Source organism: Streptomyces sp. NPDC102258 (assembly GCF_055584685.1).
Genome location: NZ_JBVJLO010000023.1, coordinates 31,561 through 51,586, shown reverse-complemented (window position 1 = coordinate 51,586; position 20,026 = coordinate 31,561). Strand labels below are relative to the sequence as shown.

Sequence of the window (20,026 nt, the reverse complement as noted above, 5' to 3'; positions counted from 1 at the left end):
GCCCTCCCACCCTCCCGACCACGGCCCGCCCAAGGGGGTTATGACATGACCACTGCGCCGGGTCGAAGGGACACGGCCCAACCGCGGTTCACGGTGGAACCCGGCCGGCTGGACCTGTGGCTGGTGCACAGCCCGCCGGGCGCCGACGCGGGGGAGCTGGACCGCTCCGAACTGGACGGCGCCGAACGGCGCCGCGCCGACGCCTTCGTCCGCCCGGACGACGGACTCCTCTACACCGCCGCCCACATCGCGCTCCGCAGACTGCTCGGCCGCTACACCGGCACCGCCCCGCAGGGCCTGCGCTTCGTCCGCGAGAGCTGCTCCGACTGCGGTGAGGAGCACGGCCGGCCCGTCCTGGCCGGGGCCCCCTCGCCGCCCCTGCACTTCTCGCTCTCGCACAGCGCCGGGATCGCCCTCGTGGGCGTCGCGGCCGTACCGGTCGGGGTGGACGTGGAGCGGCTCCCCCGGCCGGCCGCCGTGGAGTACTGCGTACCTTCGCTGCACCCCTGGGAGCGCGCCGAGATCGACGGGGTCCACGGCGCGGACCGGACCAGGCAGTTCGGCCGGATCTGGACCCGCAAGGAGGCTTTTCTCAAGGGCATCGGCACGGGCCTGAGGCGGCCCCCGGCCCAGGACTACCTCGGCGAGGACCGGACCGCGCACCCGGACGGCTGGGCCGTCCTCGACGTGCCCTGCGGGCCGGGCCACGTCGCCGCGGCGGCCGTACGCGCCGGGGCCTTGCGGACGGTCGACGTACGCCGGCTGTCCCGCGAATGGCTGCGCGTCCCCGACCCGCGCTCCGGGGACCGGCCGACGAGCGCCCCGCCCCACCTCCCGTCGGAGCACGCCCCCCGACCGATGACGACCCACGACCAGAAGGGCACGAGAGCATGACCCGCACCGCATTCGTCTTCCCGGGCCAGGGCTCACAGCGCGTGGGCATGGGCCGCGACCTGTACGCCCTCCGGCCGGAGCTCGCCGACCGCTACTTCAGGGACGCCGACGACGTCCTCGGCGTCCCCCTGTCGCGGCTGTGCCTGTACGGGTCCGCCGCCGAGCTGGCCGATCCCGCGATCGCCCAGCCGGCCGTGTTCCTGACGAGCCTCATCACCCACGCGATCCTCCGCGACCGGGGCATCGAGGCGGACGCGGTCGCGGGCCACAGCCTGGGCGAGTACACGGCGCTGACCGCCGCCGGCGTACTGCACTGGACCGACGCCCTGGAACTCGTACGGCTGCGCGGCGAACTGGTCGCCACCACGAACGACCGGGTGCCCAGCGCCACGGCCGCCGTCATCGGCCTGAACCGCGCCGAGGTGCGCTGGCTGTGCACCGAGGCCGCCCGCGACACCGGCCGGGTCGTGGAGGTCACCGGCGACAACGAGCCGGGCCAGACGGCGGTGTCCGGCGAGGCCGCCGCGGTGGACCGGCTGATCAGCCTGGCCCGCGCGGCGGGAGCGGTACGGGTCAAGGAGATCGCGACCGGCGGCCCCTTCCACACGAGCCTGCTCCGCGACATCGAGGCCGAGTTCACCGAGGCGCTCATCGGCACCCACTTCAACAACCCGCGGACCCCGCTGGTCTCCAGCGTCACCGGCACCGAAGTGACCACCGCCACCGAAGCCGTGGTCGCGCTGCGCGCCCAGCTCACCAGCCCGGTGCGGTGGACGGAGACGGTACGGCTGCTCGCCGCCCGCGGCACCACGCACTTCGTGGAGGTCGGACCCGGGCTCGTGCTGACCGCCCTGGGCCGCCGGATCGCGCCCCGCACGCGCGCGCTGGCCACCGGGACCACCCGCCAGGTCGAGCTGACCGTCGCCGCGTTCGCCGCCCGGCGCGACGCCTCCGCCGCCTGACCACCCGACCGACGTACGAGAATTGAGGAAGACGATGCCCGCAGCAGACGCCACGATCCTGAGCCGGATCGACGAGCTCACCGAGATCAAGGAAGGGGCGCGGCGAGGCCCGGACGAGGCGGCCACCGAGCGCCAGCACGCCAAGGGCAAGCTGACCGCACACGAGCGGATCGCGCTGCTCCTGGACAAGGGCTCGTTCAACGAGGTGGAACCGCTGCGCCGGCACCGCGCGAGCGGCTTCGGACTGGAGCACAAGAAGCCGCACGGCGACGGAGTGATCACCGGCTGGGGCTCCGTCCACGGCCGCACGGTCTTCGTCTACGCCCACGACTTCCGGGTCTTCGGCGGCGCCCTGGGCGAGGCCCACGCCCAGAAGATCCACAAGATCATGGACCTGGCGGAGGCGGCCGGCGCCCCGCTGGTCTCCCTGAACGACGGCGCGGGCGCCCGTATCCAGGAGGGCGTCTCCGCGCTGGCCGGTTACGGCGGCATCTTCCAGCGCAACACCCGCGCCTCCGGGGTGATCCCGCAGATTTCCGTGATGCTCGGCCCGTGTGCGGGCGGAGCCGCGTACTCCCCGGCCCTCACCGACTTCGTCTTCATGGTCCGCGAGACCTCGCAGATGTTCATCACCGGACCCGACGTCGTCAAGGCCGTCACCGGCGAGGAGATCACCCAGAACGGCCTCGGCGGCGCCGACGTCCACTCCGCGGTCTCCGGCGTCTCGCACTTCGCCTACGACGACGAGGAGCACTGCATCGAGGACGTGCGCTACCTCCTGTCGCTGCTGCCGGCGAACAACCGGGAGATGTCGCCCGTCGAGCGTTCCGGCGACCCCTGCGACCGGCTCACGGACGCGCTGCTCGACCTGGTCCCGGCCGATCCCGGCCAGGCGTACGACATCCGCAAGGTCATCGTCGAGGTCGTGGACGACGGCGAGTACTTCGAGGTCCACCCCGCCTGGGCCACCAACATCGTCTGCGCGCTGACCCGGCTCGACGGACACGTCGTCGGCGTCGTCGCCAACCAGCCCGCGTCCATGGCCGGGGTGCTGGACATCGAGGCCTCCGAGAAGGCGGCCCGCTTCGTGCAGTTCTGCGACGCCTTCAACATCCCGCTGGTCACCCTCGTGGACGTCCCCGGCTTCCTGCCCGGCGTGGACCAGGAGCACAACGGCATCATCCGGCGCGGGGCGAAGCTGCTCTACGCGTACTGCAACGCGACCGTGCCGCGGATCTCGCTCGTGCTGCGCAAGGCGTACGGGGGCGCGTACATCGTCATGGACTCCCGCTCCATCGGCGCGGACCTGGCGCTGGCCTGGCCCACCAACGAGATCGCGGTGATGGGCGCCGAGGGCGCGGCGAACGTGGTCTTCCGCCGCGAGATCAACGCGGCCGACGACCCCGACGCCGTACGGCAGCAGCGGATCGCCGAGTACAAGAACGAGCTGATGCACCCGTACTACGCGGCCGAACGCGGCCTCATCGACGACGTCATCGACCCCCGCGAGACCCGCTCGGTCCTCATCCGCTCCCTGGACATGCTCCGGGCGAAGCACGCCGACCTGCCGTCGCGCAAGCACGGCAACCCGCCGCAGTGACCGTCCCGCCCCGCCCCCGCCCCACCGCACACCGAGGAAGAGCACCCATGACAGAGCAGAAGACCGTCCTGGTCACCGCGGCGACCGGGAACGTCGGCCCGCACGCCGTGCGCCAGCTGCTGGCGGCGGGAGTGAAGGTCCGCGCGCTGGTCCTGAAGGACGATCCGAACATCAGCCGGCTGCCGGAGGGCACCGAGCTCCACGAGGGCGACCTGCGGGACCCCGACAGCCTGGACGCGGCCCTGGACGGCGTCGACGGCGTGTTCCTCATGTGGCCGTTCTTCACCACACCGGTGAACACCGCGCCCGCCGTCGTACGGAAGATCGAGCGGGCGGCCCGCAAGGTCGTCCTGGTCTCCTCGATCGGCGTGCACATCGGCCTGGAGCGCGTCGACAACAACTGCCACGCCTACCTGGAGGAGCTGCTGGAGGCCACCACGCTGGAGTGGACCTTCCTGCGCACCACCGGCTTCCAGGCCAACGCCCTCGGCTTCGCCCCGCAGATCGTCTCCACCGGCACGGTGTACTTCCCCTACGGGGCCGCCGTACGCACCTCGGTCCACGAGGGCGACCTCGCGGCCGTCGGCGTGGCCGCGCTCGCCGGTACGGGCCACGGCGGACAGAAGTACCTGGTGACCGGGCCGGAGGCGCTGTCGCAGGAGGAGCAGGTCCGCGTCATCGGCGAGGTCGTCGGCCGCGAACTGGGCTGGCAGGACGTGGAGCACGAGGACGCCCGCGCCGCCATGGTCGGGTCCGGCTGGCCGCCCTCGTACGCCGACGGCGCCCTGGACTACTTCGCCACGCTCACCAAGGAACCGGAGCTCGGCTCGACGGTCGTCGAGGACGTCACCGGCCGCCCGGCCCGCACGTTCCGGGACTGGGCCCACGAACACGCCGCGGCGTTCCGACCGCAGGCGTAGCACCGTGCGGCTGCCGAACCCCCGCGGCAGCCGCACTCCGCACCCCACTGATCCACAACGGAGTCGTCCCATGTCATCGGATCCCCCGATCCCCTCCCGGCCGGAAGCCGGATTCGTCACCTTCGGCGTGCTGAGAGTGGACACGCCGGAGACCGCCGCCACGCTGATGAAGACCCTGACCGGCGAGGTGGAGGGCTGGGTCCGGCACACCCCGGGCTTCATCTCCTCGCGGGTCCACCTCAGCGCGGACGGCCTCACCGTGATCAACCGCGGCGAGTGGACCGGCGAGGCGGCGTACCGCACCTCGTTCCAGGAGAACCCGGCCGGCGGAGTGCTGCACGCGCTGGGCTCCCGGCCCGGCGTCCTCGCGGCCACGGTCTTCTGCGGAGCCCCGGCCACCGGGGTCAGCGGCCCGGAGGCGGCGGAATCGCAACGTCCCGGTGTCGTGGTGGTCGCCACCCGGCACCTGGACGGCCACGGGGCGGCCCGCCGGGTACTGGACCTGCTCGCCGGGAGCGGCGAGTGGAAGCGGGAGTTCCCCGGCTTCATCTCGGCCACCCCGTACGTCGACCGGGACGGGACCACCTTCATCAACTACCCGATGTGGGTCAGCGAACTGGCCTACCAGTCCTGGATGGCGGACCCGCGCATCTCCGAGGGGCAGGAGGAGCTCGCCCGCCTGGAGGTGGCCCCGCCCGAGTACGTGCTGTGCACGGTCGCGGCCCAGGTGGACGCGGCCCCCCGAATCCCTACGAAGGAAGAGACGACCCGATGACCGCCACCACGCGGGAGACCGCGCAGGACGTGCAGGACGTGCAGGACGTACAGGAGACCGACGCCCGGTCCGTCGAAGCCGCCCTCGACGCGCTGTGGGAGACGATCTACGACCCCCAGAGCCGGGCGATCGTCGAGGAGCTCGGCATCGCGCGCGACTGGCGCATCCTCGAACTCGGCGCGGGCGCCGGCTCGATGGCGTACTGGTTCGCCGAGCTCGCCGACCAGGGCTCGGTGCTCGCCGTCGACACCAACATCGGCAAGCTCGACGCCAGCCGGGTCCCCAACCTGACCGTCCGCCAACTGGACGTGACCGAGGCCGACTTCGAGCCCGGTTCGTTCGACCTGATCTTCGCGCGGGCGTTCTTCGAGCACCTGGCGCACCCCGAGGACGTGCTCCGGCGGGCCGTCGAGTGGCTGGCCCCCGGCGGCCACCTCGTCGTGGAGGACTTCTACTTCCTGCCGAGCGAGCACTGCGCGACCGAGGTGGGGCGCTCGCTGGTCGGCGCGTACCTCAAGGGCTGGGAGGCCGCCGGGGCCGACATGCACTGGGGCCGCCGGCTGCCGGCGACCCTGGCGCGCGCCGGACTGTCCTCCGTCGACCTCCGGGTCACCCCGCTGGGACCGGGCCAGCACGCCGTCGACAATGAGCTGATGCGGCTGCGGATGAAGCTCCAGGGCGCCGGCCTGGTCGAGAACGGCCTGGTCAGCGCCGAGGACCTGGCCGCCTTCGTCGCCAACCTCGACGACCCCTCGGCCCGCGACGTCACGACGCTGCTGTTCTCCGCTTCCGGTCGGCGCGCCCCGGACGACTCCGGGCACTAGAGCCCCGGCGCGCCCGGCAGGTCCGAACCACACCACCCTCCCCGAGGACGGGAACCATGACTTCACCCTCGACCCGGCCCACCGGGCGCGGCCAGGCGGCCACGCTGGTGCTGGCCGGCACCCTGACCATCATGGCGGGCGCCACCGTGGCGCCCGCGATACCCGGCATCCGCGAGGCGTTCGCGGACACCCCCAACGCCGATCTGCTGGCGCGCATGATCACCACCACGCACGCGCTGGCCATCGTGCTGTTCTCACCCGTCGCCGGCCTCGTCGTGGACCGGCTCGGCCGCAAGCGCGCGCTCGTCACCGGCATGATCGCCTTCGGCCTCGGCGGCAGCTCCGGCGCGTACCTGCCCGACCTGATCAGCATGCTGGTCGGACGCGCGGTCCTCGGCATCGGCGTCTCGCTGATCATGACCAGCAGCATGGCCATGATCGCGGACCTCTACGAGGGCACCGACCGGCAGCGCCTGCTGGGCCGGCAGGCGGCCGCGGGTTCCTTCGGCGGCGTGGTCCTGCTCCTCGGCGGCGGCGCCCTGGCGGGACTTGACTGGCGCGTCGTCTTCCTCATCTACTTGCTGGGCGCCCTGCTGGTCATCCCGGCGCTGCTCTTCCTGCCCAAGGGCGGCGGCGGGACCGCCGCCACTCCGGTGGCGAAGGGGGACGCGGCCCCGGCCAAGCCGAAGGTGCCGGCCGGCATCCTGGCGGCGCTGGCCGCGATGATGCTGGGCCAGGTCGCCTTCTACTCCGTCCCCGTCCAGGTCCCCTTCCTGGTCGAGGACCACTTCAAGGCCGCCGCGGTGGTCTCCGGCGCGGTGATGGCCGTACAGACCTTCACCACCGGCATGGTCGCGATGCGGTTCGCGTTCTTCCGCCGGCTCGCGGGCGAGTACTCGCTCGCCGCGCTGTCCTTCCTCGCCATCGGCCTCGGCTACCTGGTCCTCGCGGTCGCTCCCAACGTGGCGGTGCTGGTCGTGGCCCTGCTGATCATGGGCACCGGCCTGGGCTTCCTGATGCCGAACCTCAACAACTGGGTCCTCGCCGAGGCGCCCGCCCAGGTCCGGGCCCGGTACGCGGGCCTGCTGACCACCGCGCTGTTCCTCGGTCAGTTCCTGGCCCCGATCCTGACCCAGCCGCTCGTCTCCTCCCTCGGCATCCAGCCGACCTTCGCCGTCGTCGCGGGCGCGGCCCTGCTCGTAGCGGTGGCCTACTACCTGGGCGGCCGCCGCGTCGCCGCCGGAAAGCGGGCCGCGGCCGGCACCACGGGCGCAGCGGGTGCACCCGTCGCACCGGGGGCCGACCCGGCCGCCGACTCCGCCTCGGACCGCCGTGCCCGCAAGGCCGCCGAGCGGTACGAGGTCCAGGAACTGGTCGACCGGCACCTGCTCGCGCTGGAGTCGGCCGTCCGGACCGGACGCCCCGGCGACGACACCCGCTCGGCCGCCGAGCGCCACCGCGACGTCTTCGTACCGGAGGTCCGCATCGGCTACCCCGACGGCACGGAGCGCGGCGCCGAGGGCCTGGACACCTTCCACGAGGAGGCGCGCCGCTACTGGGGCGCGGTCCGGGAGGTCAACGCCGAGTACGGCATCGACTTCGTGGACCAGGACCGGGCCCTCGTACGGGTGCACCAGATCGTCACCCACACCCCGGGAGCCGACGCCCCGGACACCGAACTCGACGTCATCGGCCACTACGAGGCCGAGGCGCTGCGCACGGCCGAGGGCTGGCGCTTCACCCGGCTGACCGTGCGGGCCGTCGAACCCGTCAACACCGAGCCCGACACCAGCTGAAAGGACGGCCCGCCATGAGTGCCGCCGAACACACCACCGGGCACACCGACCCGAGCGACACCGAGCCCGCCGTGCGCGTCGAGATCGCGCTCGACCTGACCTGCGTCCACTCGTACATCGGCTACACCCGCTTCGCACGGGCCGCCCGCCGGCACCGCGAGACGGGCGGCCGGGTGGACGTGGTTTTCCTCCCCTTCCAGGTGTCGCCCGACGCCCCGGCGGAAGGCCGACCGCTGTCGGAGGTCCACCTCGGCTTCTTCGGCACCGCGGAGCGGGCCGCGCGGGCCACCTCCTCGATGGCCGCGACGGGGGCGGCCGACGGCCTGGTACTGGACTTCGCGCGGGCCGTCCACGTCAACACCTTCGAGGCACACCGGCTGCTCGCCGCGGCCGCCGCCCAGGGCCGGGGCGAGGCCATGGCCGAACGCCTGTTCAGGGCCTACCTGACGGACGGTCTGAACATCGGCGACCGCGCCGTACTCGACCGGCTGGCGGCCGAAACCGGTGTACGGGCCGACCTCCCGGAAGCGGGAGCGCTCGACGCCGACCTGGCCCGCGTCCGGGGCCTCGGCATCCACTCGGTGCCGGTGTTCCGCTTCCAGGACGCGCAGGTGCTGACCGGGGCGATGCCCGAGGACACCTTCCTCCACGCCTTCGAAGCCCTCCGGGCCGCCACCCGCTGAGCGGGCCTCCCCGGCCCACCGGGGCTCGGGCCCGATCCGGTCCGGGCCCCGTTCCCGCCCGTCCCCGTGTTCCGCACCGCCAGTCACCAGTCACCAGTCAGTCTGGAGAACCCATGCGCACGAAGACCCCTCACCTGCTCCGGGGCGCCGTGGCCGCCGCTGTGCTGCTCGCACTGACCGCCGCCACCGGACTCACCCCGGCCGTGGCCGAGCCCGCGCCACAGCCCGAGGTCGCGGCCGCCGCGCCGGCCGCGACCCAGGTACTGGAGATCAAGTCCTCCGAGGCCGGAGTGTCCGTACCCGCCACCGCCCGACCGGGCGTGACCACGTTCCGGGTGACCACCACCGACCCCCGCTCGGGCTGGGTCTCGCTGGTCCGCCCGAAGCCGGGCGTCACCTTCGAGGAGTTCCGCTCCTCCCTGCTGAAGATCATCAACCACACGGGCCCGGACATCATCCAGGGCAGCGCCGAGCTGCGCGAACGCGCCGAGATCACCGGCGGCACGGTGATCCACCCGAACCTGCCGGCCTCCTTCACCCAGACCCTGGAGGCGGGCACGTACTGGTACTTCGACTACCAGAGCATCCGCGACGCGAACCCGCGCCACGGCACCATCGAGGTGTCCGGCCGCCGCAGCACCGGCCCCGCCCCCGTCCCCTCCGCGGTCCTCACCGGCAGCATGGTCGACGGCCAGCCGCGTTGGGACCTCGACGGCACCGTCCGGGCAGGCAGGCCCGTCCTGTTCCGCAACGCCATGCCGCAGGACCAGAACATCGAGGCGATCTTCTTCCGCCTGGCGGACGACGTCACCGAGGACGACCTCAAGGCGTACATCGCCGAGTTCGGCGACAGCGGCCAGTTCCCCGACCACTCCGGCGCGCTCGACCTGGAACAGGGCACGGGCGGACTGCCGATGAACTCGGGCCGGAGCTCGCTGCTGGAACTCTCGTTCCAGCCGGGCCGCTACGCGGTCGTCGACTTCTTCGTCGACGCCAAGGAGGGCACGATCTTCATCAAGCGCGGCCACTGGAAGATATTCGAGGTCAAGTGAACTCCGCCGACGCGTTCATACGGATAGAGAAGGGGTCCGCCGACCCCGACGAACTGGCCGCACTGACGGTGGTCCTGCTCGCCCGCGCCGCCGGACTGCCGGAGGCCGAGAGCGGTCACGCCCCGGGCGGGCCCCCCGTGCGCTGGCGGCGCCGCGAGCGCCGTGCGGGTCACCCCACCGCGCCGGGCTGGCGCGCGGGCGGTCCGGCCTACGGCGCCGGAGCGGCGACATGACCCGGACACCGGCCCGGACACCCGGCCGGACGCCGGCCGCGGAGCGCCACCACCTCCCGGCCGGCGAGCCCGCGCGGCACCCCGCGGGAGCCCCCGCCCGGGATTTGGCCGCCGAGGTCGACCGGCTCCGCGCCCAATTGCTGGCCGTCACCGACCGGCTGGAGCTCCGGGAACTGTTCGAGCGCTACGTCATCGCCCTGGACACCGTCCGCGAGCGGGGCCACGACGACGACTGGTTCCGCACGGTGCTCACCGAGGACGCCCGGCTGGACTTCCCGATCGGGACCCTCGAAGGGGTGGCGGGCTTCGCAGGGTTCCTGCGCGGAGCCCACGGCAAGTGGGACCGTACGCACCACATCGGCGCCACCACCGAGATCACCCTCGACGGGGACCGGGCGACGCTACGGGTGCACCAGCTGGCCACGCACGTACACGTCGGCGGAGCGCACCCGCAGGCACCGTTCGACGTCGGCGGCTACTACGACGCCCGCGCCGTGCGTACACCGGCCGGCTGGCGCTTCGACCGGATCGCCTTCCGGGTCGTGTGGTCCCGGGGGCAGCGGCTGGCGTCGATGGCGGATGCGGAGTTCTGAGCCCGTGCACCCCACACACCCCTCCACCCACCTGCCCATCCGCACGCTGCTGGGCCGCCGGATCGCCTGGTCGCTGCGGCCCGCGCGGCCGGCCCGGCCCCTACGGCCCACCGAGCCGGCGGCGGAGCCCGCCCCGCGAGCCTCCGCCGCCCCGTCAGCCGGGAGCCCGCGCCGAACACCGGCCGCACGGGCCGCCGGGGCCCCTCTGTCCCGCCAGGAGTACTGATCACATGTCAGAGCCGATGCGCCCAGGCGCTCCGGAGGTTCGTGCCGTCACGCTCGACGCGGGAGGGATCCCGGTCTCGGCCCTGCTCGCGGAGCCCCCTTCCCAGCCACCGCGCGCCGTCGTGGTGGCCGTCCACGGCGGCGGGATGAGCGCCGGCTACTTCGACAGCCGGGCCCGGCCGGGCCTGTCCCTGCTCGCGCTCGGGGCGGAACTCGGCTACACCGTGCTCGCCGTGGACCGCCCCGGATACGGCACCTCGGCCCCCCACCTGCCCGAAGGGCAGTGCCTGCCGGACCAGGCGGGAACCCTGCTCGCCGCGCTCGCCGACTTCTCCGCCACCCGGACCATCGGCGCGGGCTTCTTCCTCGTGGCCCACTCGAACGGCGGAAAGCTCGCACTGGCCGCGGCCGCCGACGAGCGCTCCGACCGGCTGCTGGGCCTGGACATCTCCGGACTCGGCAGCACGCTCGCCGTAGCCCCGCACCAGCTGCCCGGCCAGGACGGTCACGGCGACTGGCGCCGGCACTGGGGAGCCCTGCGGCTGTACCCGCCGGACGCCTTCCGGATGGGCCGCGCCCTGGTGTCCCCGGTGCCGGCCACCGAAGCGCGGGAGGGGCCACTGTGGCCGGAGCTGTACCCCACCCTGGCACCCCGGATACGGGTGCCCGTCCGGTTCACCTTCGCGGAGCAGGAGCAGTGGTGGCGCTTCGACGAGGCGTCGGTCACCGCGCTCACCGCCCCGCTCACGGCCGCCCGGACGGTGCGCGTGGAGGAGCTGCCCGACGCCGGGCACAACATCAGCCTAGGCTGGGCCGCCCGTACCTACCACCTGCGGGCACTCGGCTTCCTGGAGGAGAACCTGCTGGCCATGGACGCCGCACCGGCCGGGGCGCGGCCGGTGGCGCCGCGCCGTCCGGGCCGGCCGGCCACCGGCCCGGCGGAACCCACCGTCCCCTCCCACCCGAGGAGAGAAGCATGAGCCACGACCTCCTGGACCGGCCCAAGACGGTCGCCACCGAGCGCACCGCCATCGAGCGCACCAGCGCCCGTACGGAACACCCCGCCCGTACGGACCGCCCCCTACGGCCCGCCCTGCTGGCCGGCGAGCAGCGCGAGGCCCCCGACCACCACATCTTCCGCGGCACCGACTGACGAGGACCCGATGAAGCACGTTCTCGCCCGCGGCTTCCAGTCCCTGACGGTCCGCAACTTCAGGCTGTTCGCCGGAGGCCAGCTGGCCTCCGTCACCGGCACCTGGATGATGGTCGTCGCCCAGGACTGGCTGGTGCTGTCCCTGACCGGCGACTCGGCGACCGCCCTGGGCGTGGTGACGGCCCTGCAGTTCGCACCCCTGCTGCTGCTCACGCTGCACGCCGGCGTCCTCGCCGACCGGTACGACAAACGCAGGCTGCTGACCGGGACGAACGCTGCCTCGGGGATCCTCGCGCTGCTCCTTGCCGGGCTCGTGCTGACGGGGTCGGTGCGGCTGTGGCACGTGTTCCTGTTCGCCCTCTGCCTCGGCATCGTCAACGCGGTCGAGGTACCGACCCGGATGTCCTTCGTGACCGAGCTGGTCGGCCCCGACCTGCTGCCCAACGCCTCGGCGCTGAGCGCGGCGTACTTCAACGCGGCGCGGGTGGTCGGCCCCGCCCTGGCCGGCCTGCTGATCGGCTGGCTGGGCACCGGGACGGTGATGCTGGTCAACGCCGTGAGCTACCTGGCGACGGTGGCCGGGCTGCGGCTGATCCGGCCCGCCGAACTGCACCGGGGCGCGCGGAGCCGGCCGGAGCGGGCCCGCGCCGTGGACGGGATCCGGTACATGGCCTCGCGGCCCGACCTGCTGCTGCCCATGCTCCTGGTGGCGGTGATCGGCATGCTCGGCTTCAACTTCCAGCTCACCCTGCCGCTGTTCGCCAAGACCGTCTTCCACGCCGACGCCGCCTCGTTCGGGCTGCTCACCACGTCGATGGCGGCCGGCTCGCTCGTCGCCGCCTTCGCCACGACCGGGCGGCGCGGCAGGCCTTCGCAGAGCCTGGTCATCCGGGCGGCCCTCGGGTTCGGGGTGCTGGAGGTACTGGCCGGCCTGGCGCCGACGTTCGCCGTCGCCGCCGTCCTGCTGTTCCTCACCGGGTTCGGCTCGATCTCCTTCGCCCAGGCGGCCAACCACCGGATCCAGTTCGGCTCCGACGCCGCCTACCGGGGGCGGGTGATGGCCCTCTACACCCTGGTGTTCCAGGGCACGACCCCCTTCGGAGCCCTCCTGATCGGCTGGCTCAGCGAACGGTTCGGGGCTCGCTCCGGGCTGCTGGCCGGCGGGGCCGCCACCGTCCTGGCCGCACTGCTGGTCCTCGGCCTGCACCTGCGCGGGACGGGCCGGCGCAAGAGGTACGCCCCGGCCGGCGCCCCGGAGCCGTCGGACTCGCTCGCTCCGTAGCGGCGGGTCCGGTTCAGGCGGCCCGCCGCTCCTGCGCGTACCACCGTACGAAGTCTGCGGCGTGCCCCGAGAATCCGGGGTCGGGATCGCACCCGAGGTCGGCCCAGAGCGGCGCGCCGTCGAACCAGTGGTCGGTGGTGAGCAGGTCCAGTTCCCGGCTCGGGCGCCCGTGCTCCGCCAGCAGCGCGTGCGCCTGCCGGGCGGTGAGGTCGAGCCGGGGCCATGCGAGCCCGGAACAGTCGGCCACCGTGCGCAGCAGCTCCTCCCAGACGACCGGCCGGGGGTGGGCCGCGTGGTAGACGGGGGCGATCGCAGTCCCGGCGGGGGCGAGGGCGGCGGCCACCAGGGCGCGGGCCAGGTCCGACACGGCGATCACGGACGTACGGGCGGACCAGCCCTCCACGGTGCCGGGCAGGGCGCGCAGGAGCCGGGCCAGCCCGGGTACGACCCAGGAGTCCCCCTCCCCGTAGACGAGGTGGGGACGCAGTACGGTGCCGCCCGCGGCCAGCACGGCGTCCTCGGCGGCGGCCCGGCTTGCCGAGGTCGGCGACCCGGGACGCCGGTCGAGCTCCTCGGGGCGCTGCCCGCGGAAGGTTCCGCGGCCGTAGACGGAGGCGGTGCTGAGGTGGACGACGCGCGACACCCCGGCCCGCCGGGCCTCTTCGACCAGGGCGGCGGTGCCACGGGCGTTGACGGCATCGCACCGTTGCGCATTCCCGCCGATCTGCGCAGCGCAGTGCACCAGTACGTCGACCCCGTCGCACACCCCGCGCAGCGACGCGGGGTCGGTGAGGTCGGCCCGGACGACGACCGGGGCCGCGCCGAGCCCGTCGGCGGCCGGGGTGCCCGCGGGGACCCCGGCGACGTGCAGCGGACTGCGATGGGACATCAGCCTCAGGCCGACGCGCCGCCGCAGCGCCTCGCGGGTGACGTGGCGGCCGACGAACCCGGCCGCTCCGGTGATCATGATCGTGGTCAAGCGGAGACCTCCAGGTCGCGCGATGGGATCAGTTGCCGGTGGGCCGCAGGACGATGTCGGCCGTGAACACCGTCTCGGCCGCCTGCGTGCCGCGCACCCGGACCGGGACGTCACCGGCCGCGTCGGCCTCGCCGGCAACGGCCTCGAACAAGCAGGGGGAGTCGAGCTCTGCGTAGCGCGCGAACGCGCTGTCGAGGCTCATGGCGATCGCGTCGGGCAGTCCGGTGACGGCGCGGGCGGCCTGCCGGGCCGCCTCCGGGAGCACCATGCCGGGGGCGTGGCCGACCGGGTGGTCGAAGAGGATCGGGTGCTCGGTGTCGATGCGCAGCTGCCACTGGCGAGCCGTCCCGCCGGCCCCGCCCATGCCGGGCAGGGCGGCGAGCACGACGTCGCGCGGATCGATCCGGCCGACCTCGGCGGGAGGGATCCCGGGCGGTGGTGCCTGGGTGGTCGTGGTGGGCCGGCCGGCGCGCAGCCGCCGGTGAACGGCCGGGGCTGTGCAGTTGCAGCCCGCGCCGGCCGTCGCGAGCGGGACGCCGTCCCGCCAGACCGTGACTTCGTACCGCATGCTCACGAGCTTGCCGCCCCTGCGGACCACACGTCGCTGCAGACCGTGCGGCGTTCGACCTCGGTAGCGGTGGGGCCCACCACGAGCGCCTCGGATGTCAAGGCGACGGACATGTCCCACATCAGGAACTGGTCCATCCGTCCGGATCCGGCTCCCACTCCGTGAGCAGCACCTCCGACACGGCCGAGCGGTGTACGAACTCCCGCGGGACCGTGGTGGTGAGACGGGAGAGGGTCGCGGTCCCGGCGGAGCGGACGGGACGGGAGTCTGCCGTTAATACGCAGGCGTGCCTGGACGAGTACTTCGAGGTGAAGGACGGCATAGGAGACTCCCGTTTCTCGTGAGGCCAGGGCCAGGAGGCAGGTGTCTTAAAGACCGCATCCCCCGACGGGTAGTAAGATACCGACAGGTCGGTTAATTTCAAAGATCAATATGACTGATTCAGAGAGGGTGGACATGGCACTGCAAGAACGAGGCGTCCGGTCGAAGCGATCGATCCTGGAGGCCGCCGCGCAGGTCTTCGACGAGCGGGGCTACGACGCTGCCAGCACCACCGAGATCCTGGCCCGCACGGGTCTGACCAGGGGGGCCCTGTACCACCACTTCCCGTCCAAGGAGGCGATCGCGGCCGCCCTGGTGGCCCTGCAGAGCGAGGCCCTGGAGGTGCCCGACAACCCGGTCAAGCTCCAGGCGGCCATCGACCTCACGATGGACTTCGCGCGCCGCCTGCGCAGCGATCCCGTCCTGCGGGCGAGCGTACGGCTGGCGGTCGAGCAGACCTCCTTCTCCCGCCCGGCCCAGACTCCGTACAACATGTCCAGTACGGCCATCCTCGGACTGCTGGAACAGGCCTCGGACCAGGGCGAGGTGCTGCCCGGCGTGGATCTGCAGGAGGCGACCTCGCTGATCGTCGGCGCCTTCACCGGGCTCCAGATCATGTCCCAGGTCTACAGCAACCGCCGTGACCTGCCCGCACGCGTCTCCGTCCTCTGGAAGTTCCTGCTGCCGGGCCTCGCCACGCCCGGAGTCCTCGGCCGGCTCCACGTCACCCCGCCCCCGGAGACGGACCCGGAGGGCGCCGACGGCGAGGTATCCGCCGCCTAGGTAATGTAGAGCATACCAACAGGTCTGTTTGATACTGTACTTTCGTCGGTGGCTGGTTCCCAACGTGAGCGGGGGGTCAGGAGCTTGGGAAAGGAAGGCCAAGGAGCCCGATGGAACGTTTGATCGTCAGCCCGCCCGCGGCGGCGCCCCACCCGTACCCGGCATCTCACCCGTACCCGGCAACGTGACAGTGCCTCAGGAGGATCAGATGTACCGGCAGACCACGGATCTACTCGAATCCCGCACCAGGCGGCTCCGCCCCGAGCACACCCCGGTCCTCCGGGAACAGCGCCGCCTGCCCGGGGCCGACGCCCCGGGAACCACCAGGAGCCGGCAGGCGCTGCACGTCCTCGTCATCGAGAACGAGTCGCGCGCCGCCGACTCCCTGGTCCAGGGACTGCGCCGGCACGGCTACGTGGCCGAAAGCGTGGCCACTGGCGCCAAGGCCCTGCAGGTGCACCAGGGCGCCGACCTGATCCTGCTGGACCTGGACCTGCCGGACCTGGACGGCCTCGAGGTCTGCCACGCCATCCGGGCGGTCAGCAACACCCCGGTCATCGCCGTCACCGCCCGCGGCACCGAACTCGACTGCGTACTGGGCCTGCAGGCCGGCGCGGACGACTACCTGGTCAAGCCGTACGGGTTCCGCGAGCTCCTGGCGCGCATGGACGCCGTCATGCGACGGGTACGTCCGCCGCAGCCGTCCGCCGCCCGCGTCATCAGCCGCGGCCCGCTGCAGATCGACGCGAGCACCCGCGAGGTCCGGATGGACGGCCGCCATGTCGAGGTGACCCGGAAGGAGTTCGACCTGCTCCACCTGCTCGCCTCGGAGGCGGGGGCCGTGGTCTCCCGCAAGCAGTTGATGGCACAGGTGTGGGACGACTCCTGGTCCGACCCGGGGCGCACCATCAACACCCACGTCAGCAGCCTGCGCGGCAAGCTCGGCTCAAGCAACTGGATCATCACGGTCCGCGGCGTGGGCTTCCGCCTGGGCCACCCCTAACGGCCCCCGCCCCGGGGCCCAGGCCGTTTCCTTCGGATCATCTTGCTGACCAGATCAAGATGGCGGCGAGGTGGAGTCCGGCAAGGTAGATGGTGGCGGTCTTGTCGTAGCGGGTCGCCAGGCCGCGCCATTGCTTGAGCTTGTTGATGCGGCGTTCGACGGTGTTGCGCTGCTTGTAGGCCTCGCGGTCGAAGGCCGGCGGGCGCCCGCCGCGCCGGCCAAGTCGATTGCGGTTGGCGGCCTGGTCGGCGGGTTGCGGGATCACGGCCCGGATCCCACGCCGACGCTGGTGGCGGTGGATCGCCCGGGACGAGTAGGCCTTGTCGGCCAGGACCACGTCCGGCGTGATCCTGGGACGGCCGTTGTGCCGGGGCACCCGTAAGCGGGTCATGACCGGGGGGAACGCTGGTGCGTCACCCGCCTGGCCAGGTGTGAGGACGAAGGCCAGCGGCCTGCAGCGGCTGTCCGCAGCGAGGTGGATCTTCGTGGTCAGTCCGCCGCGGGAGCGGCCGAGGGCATGGTCGGCCGGCTCGCCGGCCGCAGCCCCCTTTGACGGGCCCCAGCGGCGTGCTGATGAGCCCGCACGTTCGTGGAGCCGCCCGCGACGACCCAGTCGAGGTCGCCCTCGGCGTCGGCCTGCGCGAGCAGGGCGGTGAAGACCTTCTCCCAGGTGCCGTCGGCCGCCCACTTCCGCAGCCGGTTGTGGGCGCCCTTCCACGACCCGAAGTGCTCGGGCAGGTCCATCCGTGGTGTTCCGGTGCGGTACTTGAACGCGATCGCGTCGATCACCTGCCGGTGATCACGCCACCGCCCACCCCGCCGGGGAGTCCGGTCCGGCAGCAACGGCTCAATGCGGGCCCACGGGGCGTCAGTCAACGACACACATCAGCCAACGATCCGATGATCTGAACGAAACGGCCCAGTCGGCGCCCGCAGTGCTGGTGCCAACCTTCGTGACCAGGTTCCATGTGTTGTTCGGACAGGTTGGTGACGCGGCTGGCGGGTGTTTTGCCGCTGATTCCGGTGTGGGGTCGGTGGTAGTTGTACCAGTCGATCCAGTGAAAGCGATCTGACGTTCGTGGTCTGAGGTGTAGGGCCGGTGGTAGGCCCATTCTTCGAGCAGGGTGCGGTGGAGGCGTTCGACTTTGCCGTTCGTCTGAGGCCGCCAGGGCCGGGTCCAGCGTGGGCTGATGTCCAGGTCACGGCAGGCCTGGCGCCAGGTGTTCTTGGTGTAGGCCCAGGCGTTGTCGGTCTTCACCCACTCCTGGGAATTCTGGTGGGACTGACCCCACCCGCCGGGAAACGATCGCTCACGAACGGGGAAGCGATCTTCAAGGCATTGCATTGGCTCAGGTCAGGCTCATCGTGAACAGCCCACGCCGGCGATCTCGTCCCCGCCCGCGGCCTGTTCTGGCACCTGCCCCGCACCGAGCCACATCAGGGTTCCTATGGCTTCGCCGGCACCGGCATGTCGATCAGCCCGGCCCACGGTAACTGGGCAGTACCGCCGAGACCCTGCCGGGACAGGCCTGGAGGAGATGCGCGACGACTACCGGGCCGCCCTGGAAGACGTCATCGCGGCCGAGACCGAACCGGCACTCCGCCAGCACCATCCGAAGAGGCCCCGCCCGCCTCCGCCACGGTCGTCGACCTAATACTCCGGTGCGGTCTCGTGATGCACTCGTTGGTTGCGTATGCGAGCCATCGTCGGCACAGGCCGCGGTGGGCTTCGGCATGACGGCGCGGGCTGCGACGGACCCTAAGAGTATGGTGGCCGGCGGTTCCGACGCGCACCCGGGGCGAGTTGCGGTAAGTGTCGCATTCTGATGTTCGGCGCGCCGGAGGGATGTAGCGTCGCGATCATGGAATTACTGACTGGATCCACCACCGACCAGGCGCCGGCGAACCCGGCCGCCACCGATGACATGCTGGCCACTCAGCCGGTCGGGTACTGGTGCGGCCTGACCCAAACGGCCGTCACCCGGCATCTACGTGACGCCATGGCCCGGATCGACGTCACTCAGCCGCAGTACTGGGTGCTCAACCGCGTGAACGGCGGTCCCCCGGCGCCGAGCCGAGTGGAGGTCGTCGCGCAGCTGACGCGCCTTGCCGACGGGCCGCACGAGATCGCCAGGGTCGTTGACCAGTTGCTCCATCGGGAATGGCTCCGGATCGACGACAGGCAGCGTCTGCACCTCACGGATGCTGGGGAAGCCGCCAGAGTACGGCTCCGTGAGCTGGCGACCGAGGTGCGTGCCGTGGTCCACCAGGGCATCAGCGACGAGGAGTATGTAGCCACGCTCAAGGTGCTGCGCAGGATGGTGGCCAATGTCGAGGGCGACGGGGCTCCTGGTAGTCCGTTCTGATGTTTTCGCGATTTTGTGACGGACCCGGGTGGAGCCGGGGGGCACCGCGTGATCATCGGTTGGTGTGTGGACAAACGAAGATCGTTCGGTGGCCGCGGGCCATAGCGTAGATCCTGCCCGCTGGCGGATGATGTCCGACCAGGTCGTGGCCCAGATCGCGGCCCGCTTCGGTCGAGTCGAGCCGAAGGCGAGTATCCGTGCCCATCTGCTCGGGCTGCTGTCGCAAGCAGAGCGGAAGAACTGCTGGGGGGCAGTTGGCCGAACAGGCTGGTCACGTCCGGCCAGGGCCGATGCAGCGGCTGCTGCGCTACGCCCGCGGGACGCCGACGCCGTCCGCGACGACATCCGCATCCACGCCGTCGAACACCTCGGCGACGACGACGGCGTGCTGATCGTGGACGAGACCGGCTTTCTGAAGATGGGCGGGGGCTCAACAGGCGTCCAGCGGCAGTACACCGGCACCGCCGGGCGCATCGAGAACTCTCAGGTCGGCGTCTTCCTCGCCTACGCCACCAGTCGGGGACGGGCACTGATCGACCGCCGGCTCTACTCTTCTGCCTGAGCACTCCTGGTGCACCGATCCCGAACGCCGCCAGGCAGCCGGGATACCCGGGGCGGTGCGGTTCGCGACCAAGCCCCGTCTGGCCTGGTAGATGATCACCGCCGCGCTGGACGCCGGAGAGGAGGCACGGTGGGTGACCGGCGACGAAGCCTACGGGCAGGACCCACAGCTCCGTGCCGGTCTGGAGACACGCGGGACCGGCTACGTGATGGCCGTCGCCTGCTCAACGGCAGGTGTAATGAACGAGGGTCGAACCCCCGTCCGCGCGGACATCGCCGATCGCCTGCCGCCACCGCCTGGCAGCGGCAGAGTGCGGGCCCCGGCGCGAGGAGCCCTCGCCACTACGACTGGGCCTGGATCCACATCGGCGCCGCCGAACACCACCACCTGCTCATCCGCCGCAACCGCACCAGTGGTGAACTGGCCTTCTACCTGTGCTGGTCACCCGCCAC

21 protein-coding genes and 1 pseudogene are annotated in these 20,026 nt (G+C 72.1%); 18 read left to right on the top strand and 4 right to left on the bottom strand.

Annotated elements, in window-relative coordinates; all coding sequences use genetic code 11:
* Positions 1-45: 45 nt before the first annotated feature.
* The 14 genes from ACZ6ZT_RS30175 to ACZ6ZT_RS30110 all read left to right on the top strand — a co-directional run bounded on the left by ACZ6ZT_RS30175 (position 46) and on the right by ACZ6ZT_RS30110 (position 12,992).
* Positions 46-894 carry a 4'-phosphopantetheinyl transferase family protein gene (locus ACZ6ZT_RS30175; protein WP_469723300.1) on the top strand — a complete coding sequence of 283 codons (849 nt, stop codon included), beginning with the start codon at positions 46-48 and terminating at the stop codon, positions 892-894.
* The gene (locus ACZ6ZT_RS30170; protein WP_469723299.1) at positions 891-1,856 is read left to right on the top strand and encodes an ACP S-malonyltransferase; all 966 of its coding nucleotides are present in this window, start codon (positions 891-893) and stop codon (positions 1,854-1,856) included. The genes ACZ6ZT_RS30175 and ACZ6ZT_RS30170 overlap by 4 nt, the downstream gene beginning before the upstream one ends.
* A gap of 34 nt (positions 1,857-1,890) precedes the next feature.
* Positions 1,891-3,456 (top strand): acyl-CoA carboxylase subunit beta, encoded by a 1,566-nt coding sequence (locus ACZ6ZT_RS30165; RefSeq protein WP_469723298.1) that lies wholly within the window; start codon positions 1,891-1,893, stop codon positions 3,454-3,456.
* Positions 3,457-3,503: 47 nt separating this feature from the next.
* Complete coding sequence (locus ACZ6ZT_RS30160; protein ID WP_469723297.1) at positions 3,504-4,376, top strand: NAD(P)H-binding protein; 873 nt, start codon at positions 3,504-3,506, stop codon at positions 4,374-4,376.
* A 70-nt stretch (positions 4,377-4,446) separates the two neighbouring features.
* On the top strand, positions 4,447-5,151 hold the full coding sequence (locus ACZ6ZT_RS30155) for a putative quinol monooxygenase (RefSeq protein ID WP_469723296.1): 705 nt from the start codon (positions 4,447-4,449) through the stop codon (positions 5,149-5,151).
* Positions 5,148-5,975, top strand: coding sequence for a methyltransferase domain-containing protein (locus tag ACZ6ZT_RS30150; protein WP_469723294.1), 828 nt, complete (start codon positions 5,148-5,150; stop codon positions 5,973-5,975). Before ACZ6ZT_RS30155 ends, ACZ6ZT_RS30150 begins: the two co-directional genes overlap by 4 nt.
* 56 nt (positions 5,976-6,031) lie before the next feature.
* Entirely contained in the window at positions 6,032-7,771 is a 1,740-nt protein-coding gene (locus ACZ6ZT_RS30145) for an MFS transporter (protein ID WP_469723293.1), read from the top strand.
* 14 nt (positions 7,772-7,785) lie between these two features.
* Entirely contained in the window at positions 7,786-8,454 is a 669-nt protein-coding gene (locus ACZ6ZT_RS30140; RefSeq protein WP_469723292.1) for a DsbA family oxidoreductase, read from the top strand.
* 113 nt (positions 8,455-8,567) lie between these two features.
* Positions 8,568-9,506, top strand: a complete 939-nt coding sequence (locus ACZ6ZT_RS30135; protein WP_469723291.1) for a hypothetical protein — start codon at positions 8,568-8,570, stop codon at positions 9,504-9,506.
* Complete coding sequence (locus ACZ6ZT_RS30130) at positions 9,503-9,739, top strand: acyl-CoA carboxylase subunit epsilon (protein ID WP_469723289.1); 237 nt, start codon at positions 9,503-9,505, stop codon at positions 9,737-9,739. The genes ACZ6ZT_RS30135 and ACZ6ZT_RS30130 overlap by 4 nt, the downstream gene beginning before the upstream one ends.
* Entirely contained in the window at positions 9,736-10,332 is a 597-nt protein-coding gene (locus ACZ6ZT_RS30125; protein ID WP_469723288.1) for a nuclear transport factor 2 family protein, read from the top strand. Before ACZ6ZT_RS30130 ends, ACZ6ZT_RS30125 begins: the two co-directional genes overlap by 4 nt.
* A gap of 230 nt (positions 10,333-10,562) precedes the next feature.
* The gene (locus ACZ6ZT_RS30120; protein WP_469723287.1) at positions 10,563-11,537 is read left to right on the top strand and encodes an alpha/beta hydrolase; all 975 of its coding nucleotides are present in this window, start codon (positions 10,563-10,565) and stop codon (positions 11,535-11,537) included.
* Positions 11,534-11,710, top strand: coding sequence for a hypothetical protein (locus tag ACZ6ZT_RS30115; protein ID WP_469723286.1), 177 nt, complete (start codon positions 11,534-11,536; stop codon positions 11,708-11,710). The genes ACZ6ZT_RS30120 and ACZ6ZT_RS30115 overlap by 4 nt, the downstream gene beginning before the upstream one ends.
* 10 nt (positions 11,711-11,720) lie before the next feature.
* Positions 11,721-12,992 carry an MFS transporter gene (locus ACZ6ZT_RS30110; protein WP_469723285.1) on the top strand — a complete coding sequence of 424 codons (1,272 nt, stop codon included), beginning with the start codon at positions 11,721-11,723 and terminating at the stop codon, positions 12,990-12,992.
* A gap of 13 nt (positions 12,993-13,005) precedes the next feature.
* Here the strand turns inward: ACZ6ZT_RS30110 and ACZ6ZT_RS30105 are convergent, their stop codons facing one another.
* Together ACZ6ZT_RS30105 and ACZ6ZT_RS30100 are read right to left on the bottom strand one after the other, a co-directional pair.
* Positions 13,006-13,971 carry an NAD-dependent epimerase/dehydratase family protein gene (locus ACZ6ZT_RS30105; RefSeq protein ID WP_469723283.1) on the bottom strand — a complete coding sequence of 322 codons (966 nt, stop codon included), beginning with the start codon at positions 13,969-13,971 and terminating at the stop codon, positions 13,006-13,008.
* 28 nt (positions 13,972-13,999) lie between these two features.
* Positions 14,000-14,539 (bottom strand): AfsA-related hotdog domain-containing protein, encoded by a 540-nt coding sequence (locus ACZ6ZT_RS30100; protein ID WP_469723282.1) that lies wholly within the window; start codon positions 14,537-14,539, stop codon positions 14,000-14,002.
* A gap of 456 nt (positions 14,540-14,995) precedes the next feature.
* On the opposite strand from ACZ6ZT_RS30100, the gene ACZ6ZT_RS30095 reads away from it, so the two are divergent.
* Both ACZ6ZT_RS30095 and ACZ6ZT_RS30090 read left to right on the top strand, forming a co-directional pair.
* Positions 14,996-15,643 carry a ScbR family autoregulator-binding transcription factor gene (locus tag ACZ6ZT_RS30095; RefSeq protein WP_469723281.1) on the top strand — a complete coding sequence of 216 codons (648 nt, stop codon included), beginning with the start codon at positions 14,996-14,998 and terminating at the stop codon, positions 15,641-15,643.
* A gap of 208 nt (positions 15,644-15,851) precedes the next feature.
* Complete coding sequence (locus ACZ6ZT_RS30090) at positions 15,852-16,646, top strand: response regulator transcription factor (RefSeq protein WP_469723280.1); 795 nt, start codon at positions 15,852-15,854, stop codon at positions 16,644-16,646.
* 37 nt (positions 16,647-16,683) lie between these two features.
* Here the strand turns inward: ACZ6ZT_RS30090 and ACZ6ZT_RS30085 are convergent.
* A protein-coding gene (locus ACZ6ZT_RS30085; RefSeq protein WP_469723278.1) for an IS5 family transposase occupies positions 16,684-17,528 on the bottom strand; the annotation gives its coding sequence in 2 pieces (ribosomal slippage) (positions 16,684-17,198 and positions 17,198-17,528; 846 coding nt in all).
* 86 nt (positions 17,529-17,614) lie between these two features.
* A pseudogene (locus tag ACZ6ZT_RS30080) lies at positions 17,615-17,910 on the bottom strand (integrase core domain-containing protein); the annotation flags it as partial.
* Between the two features lie 598 nt (positions 17,911-18,508).
* On the opposite strand from ACZ6ZT_RS30080, the gene ACZ6ZT_RS30075 reads away from it, so the two are divergent.
* Both ACZ6ZT_RS30075 and ACZ6ZT_RS30070 read left to right on the top strand, forming a co-directional pair.
* Positions 18,509-19,012 carry a MarR family winged helix-turn-helix transcriptional regulator gene (locus ACZ6ZT_RS30075; protein WP_469723276.1) on the top strand — a complete coding sequence of 168 codons (504 nt, stop codon included), beginning with the start codon at positions 18,509-18,511 and terminating at the stop codon, positions 19,010-19,012.
* A gap of 64 nt (positions 19,013-19,076) precedes the next feature.
* Positions 19,077-19,574: a transposase gene (locus tag ACZ6ZT_RS30070; protein WP_469723275.1), complete on the top strand. Its 498-nt coding sequence runs from the start codon at positions 19,077-19,079 to the stop codon at positions 19,572-19,574.
* The last annotated feature ends 452 nt before the right edge of the window (positions 19,575-20,026 follow it).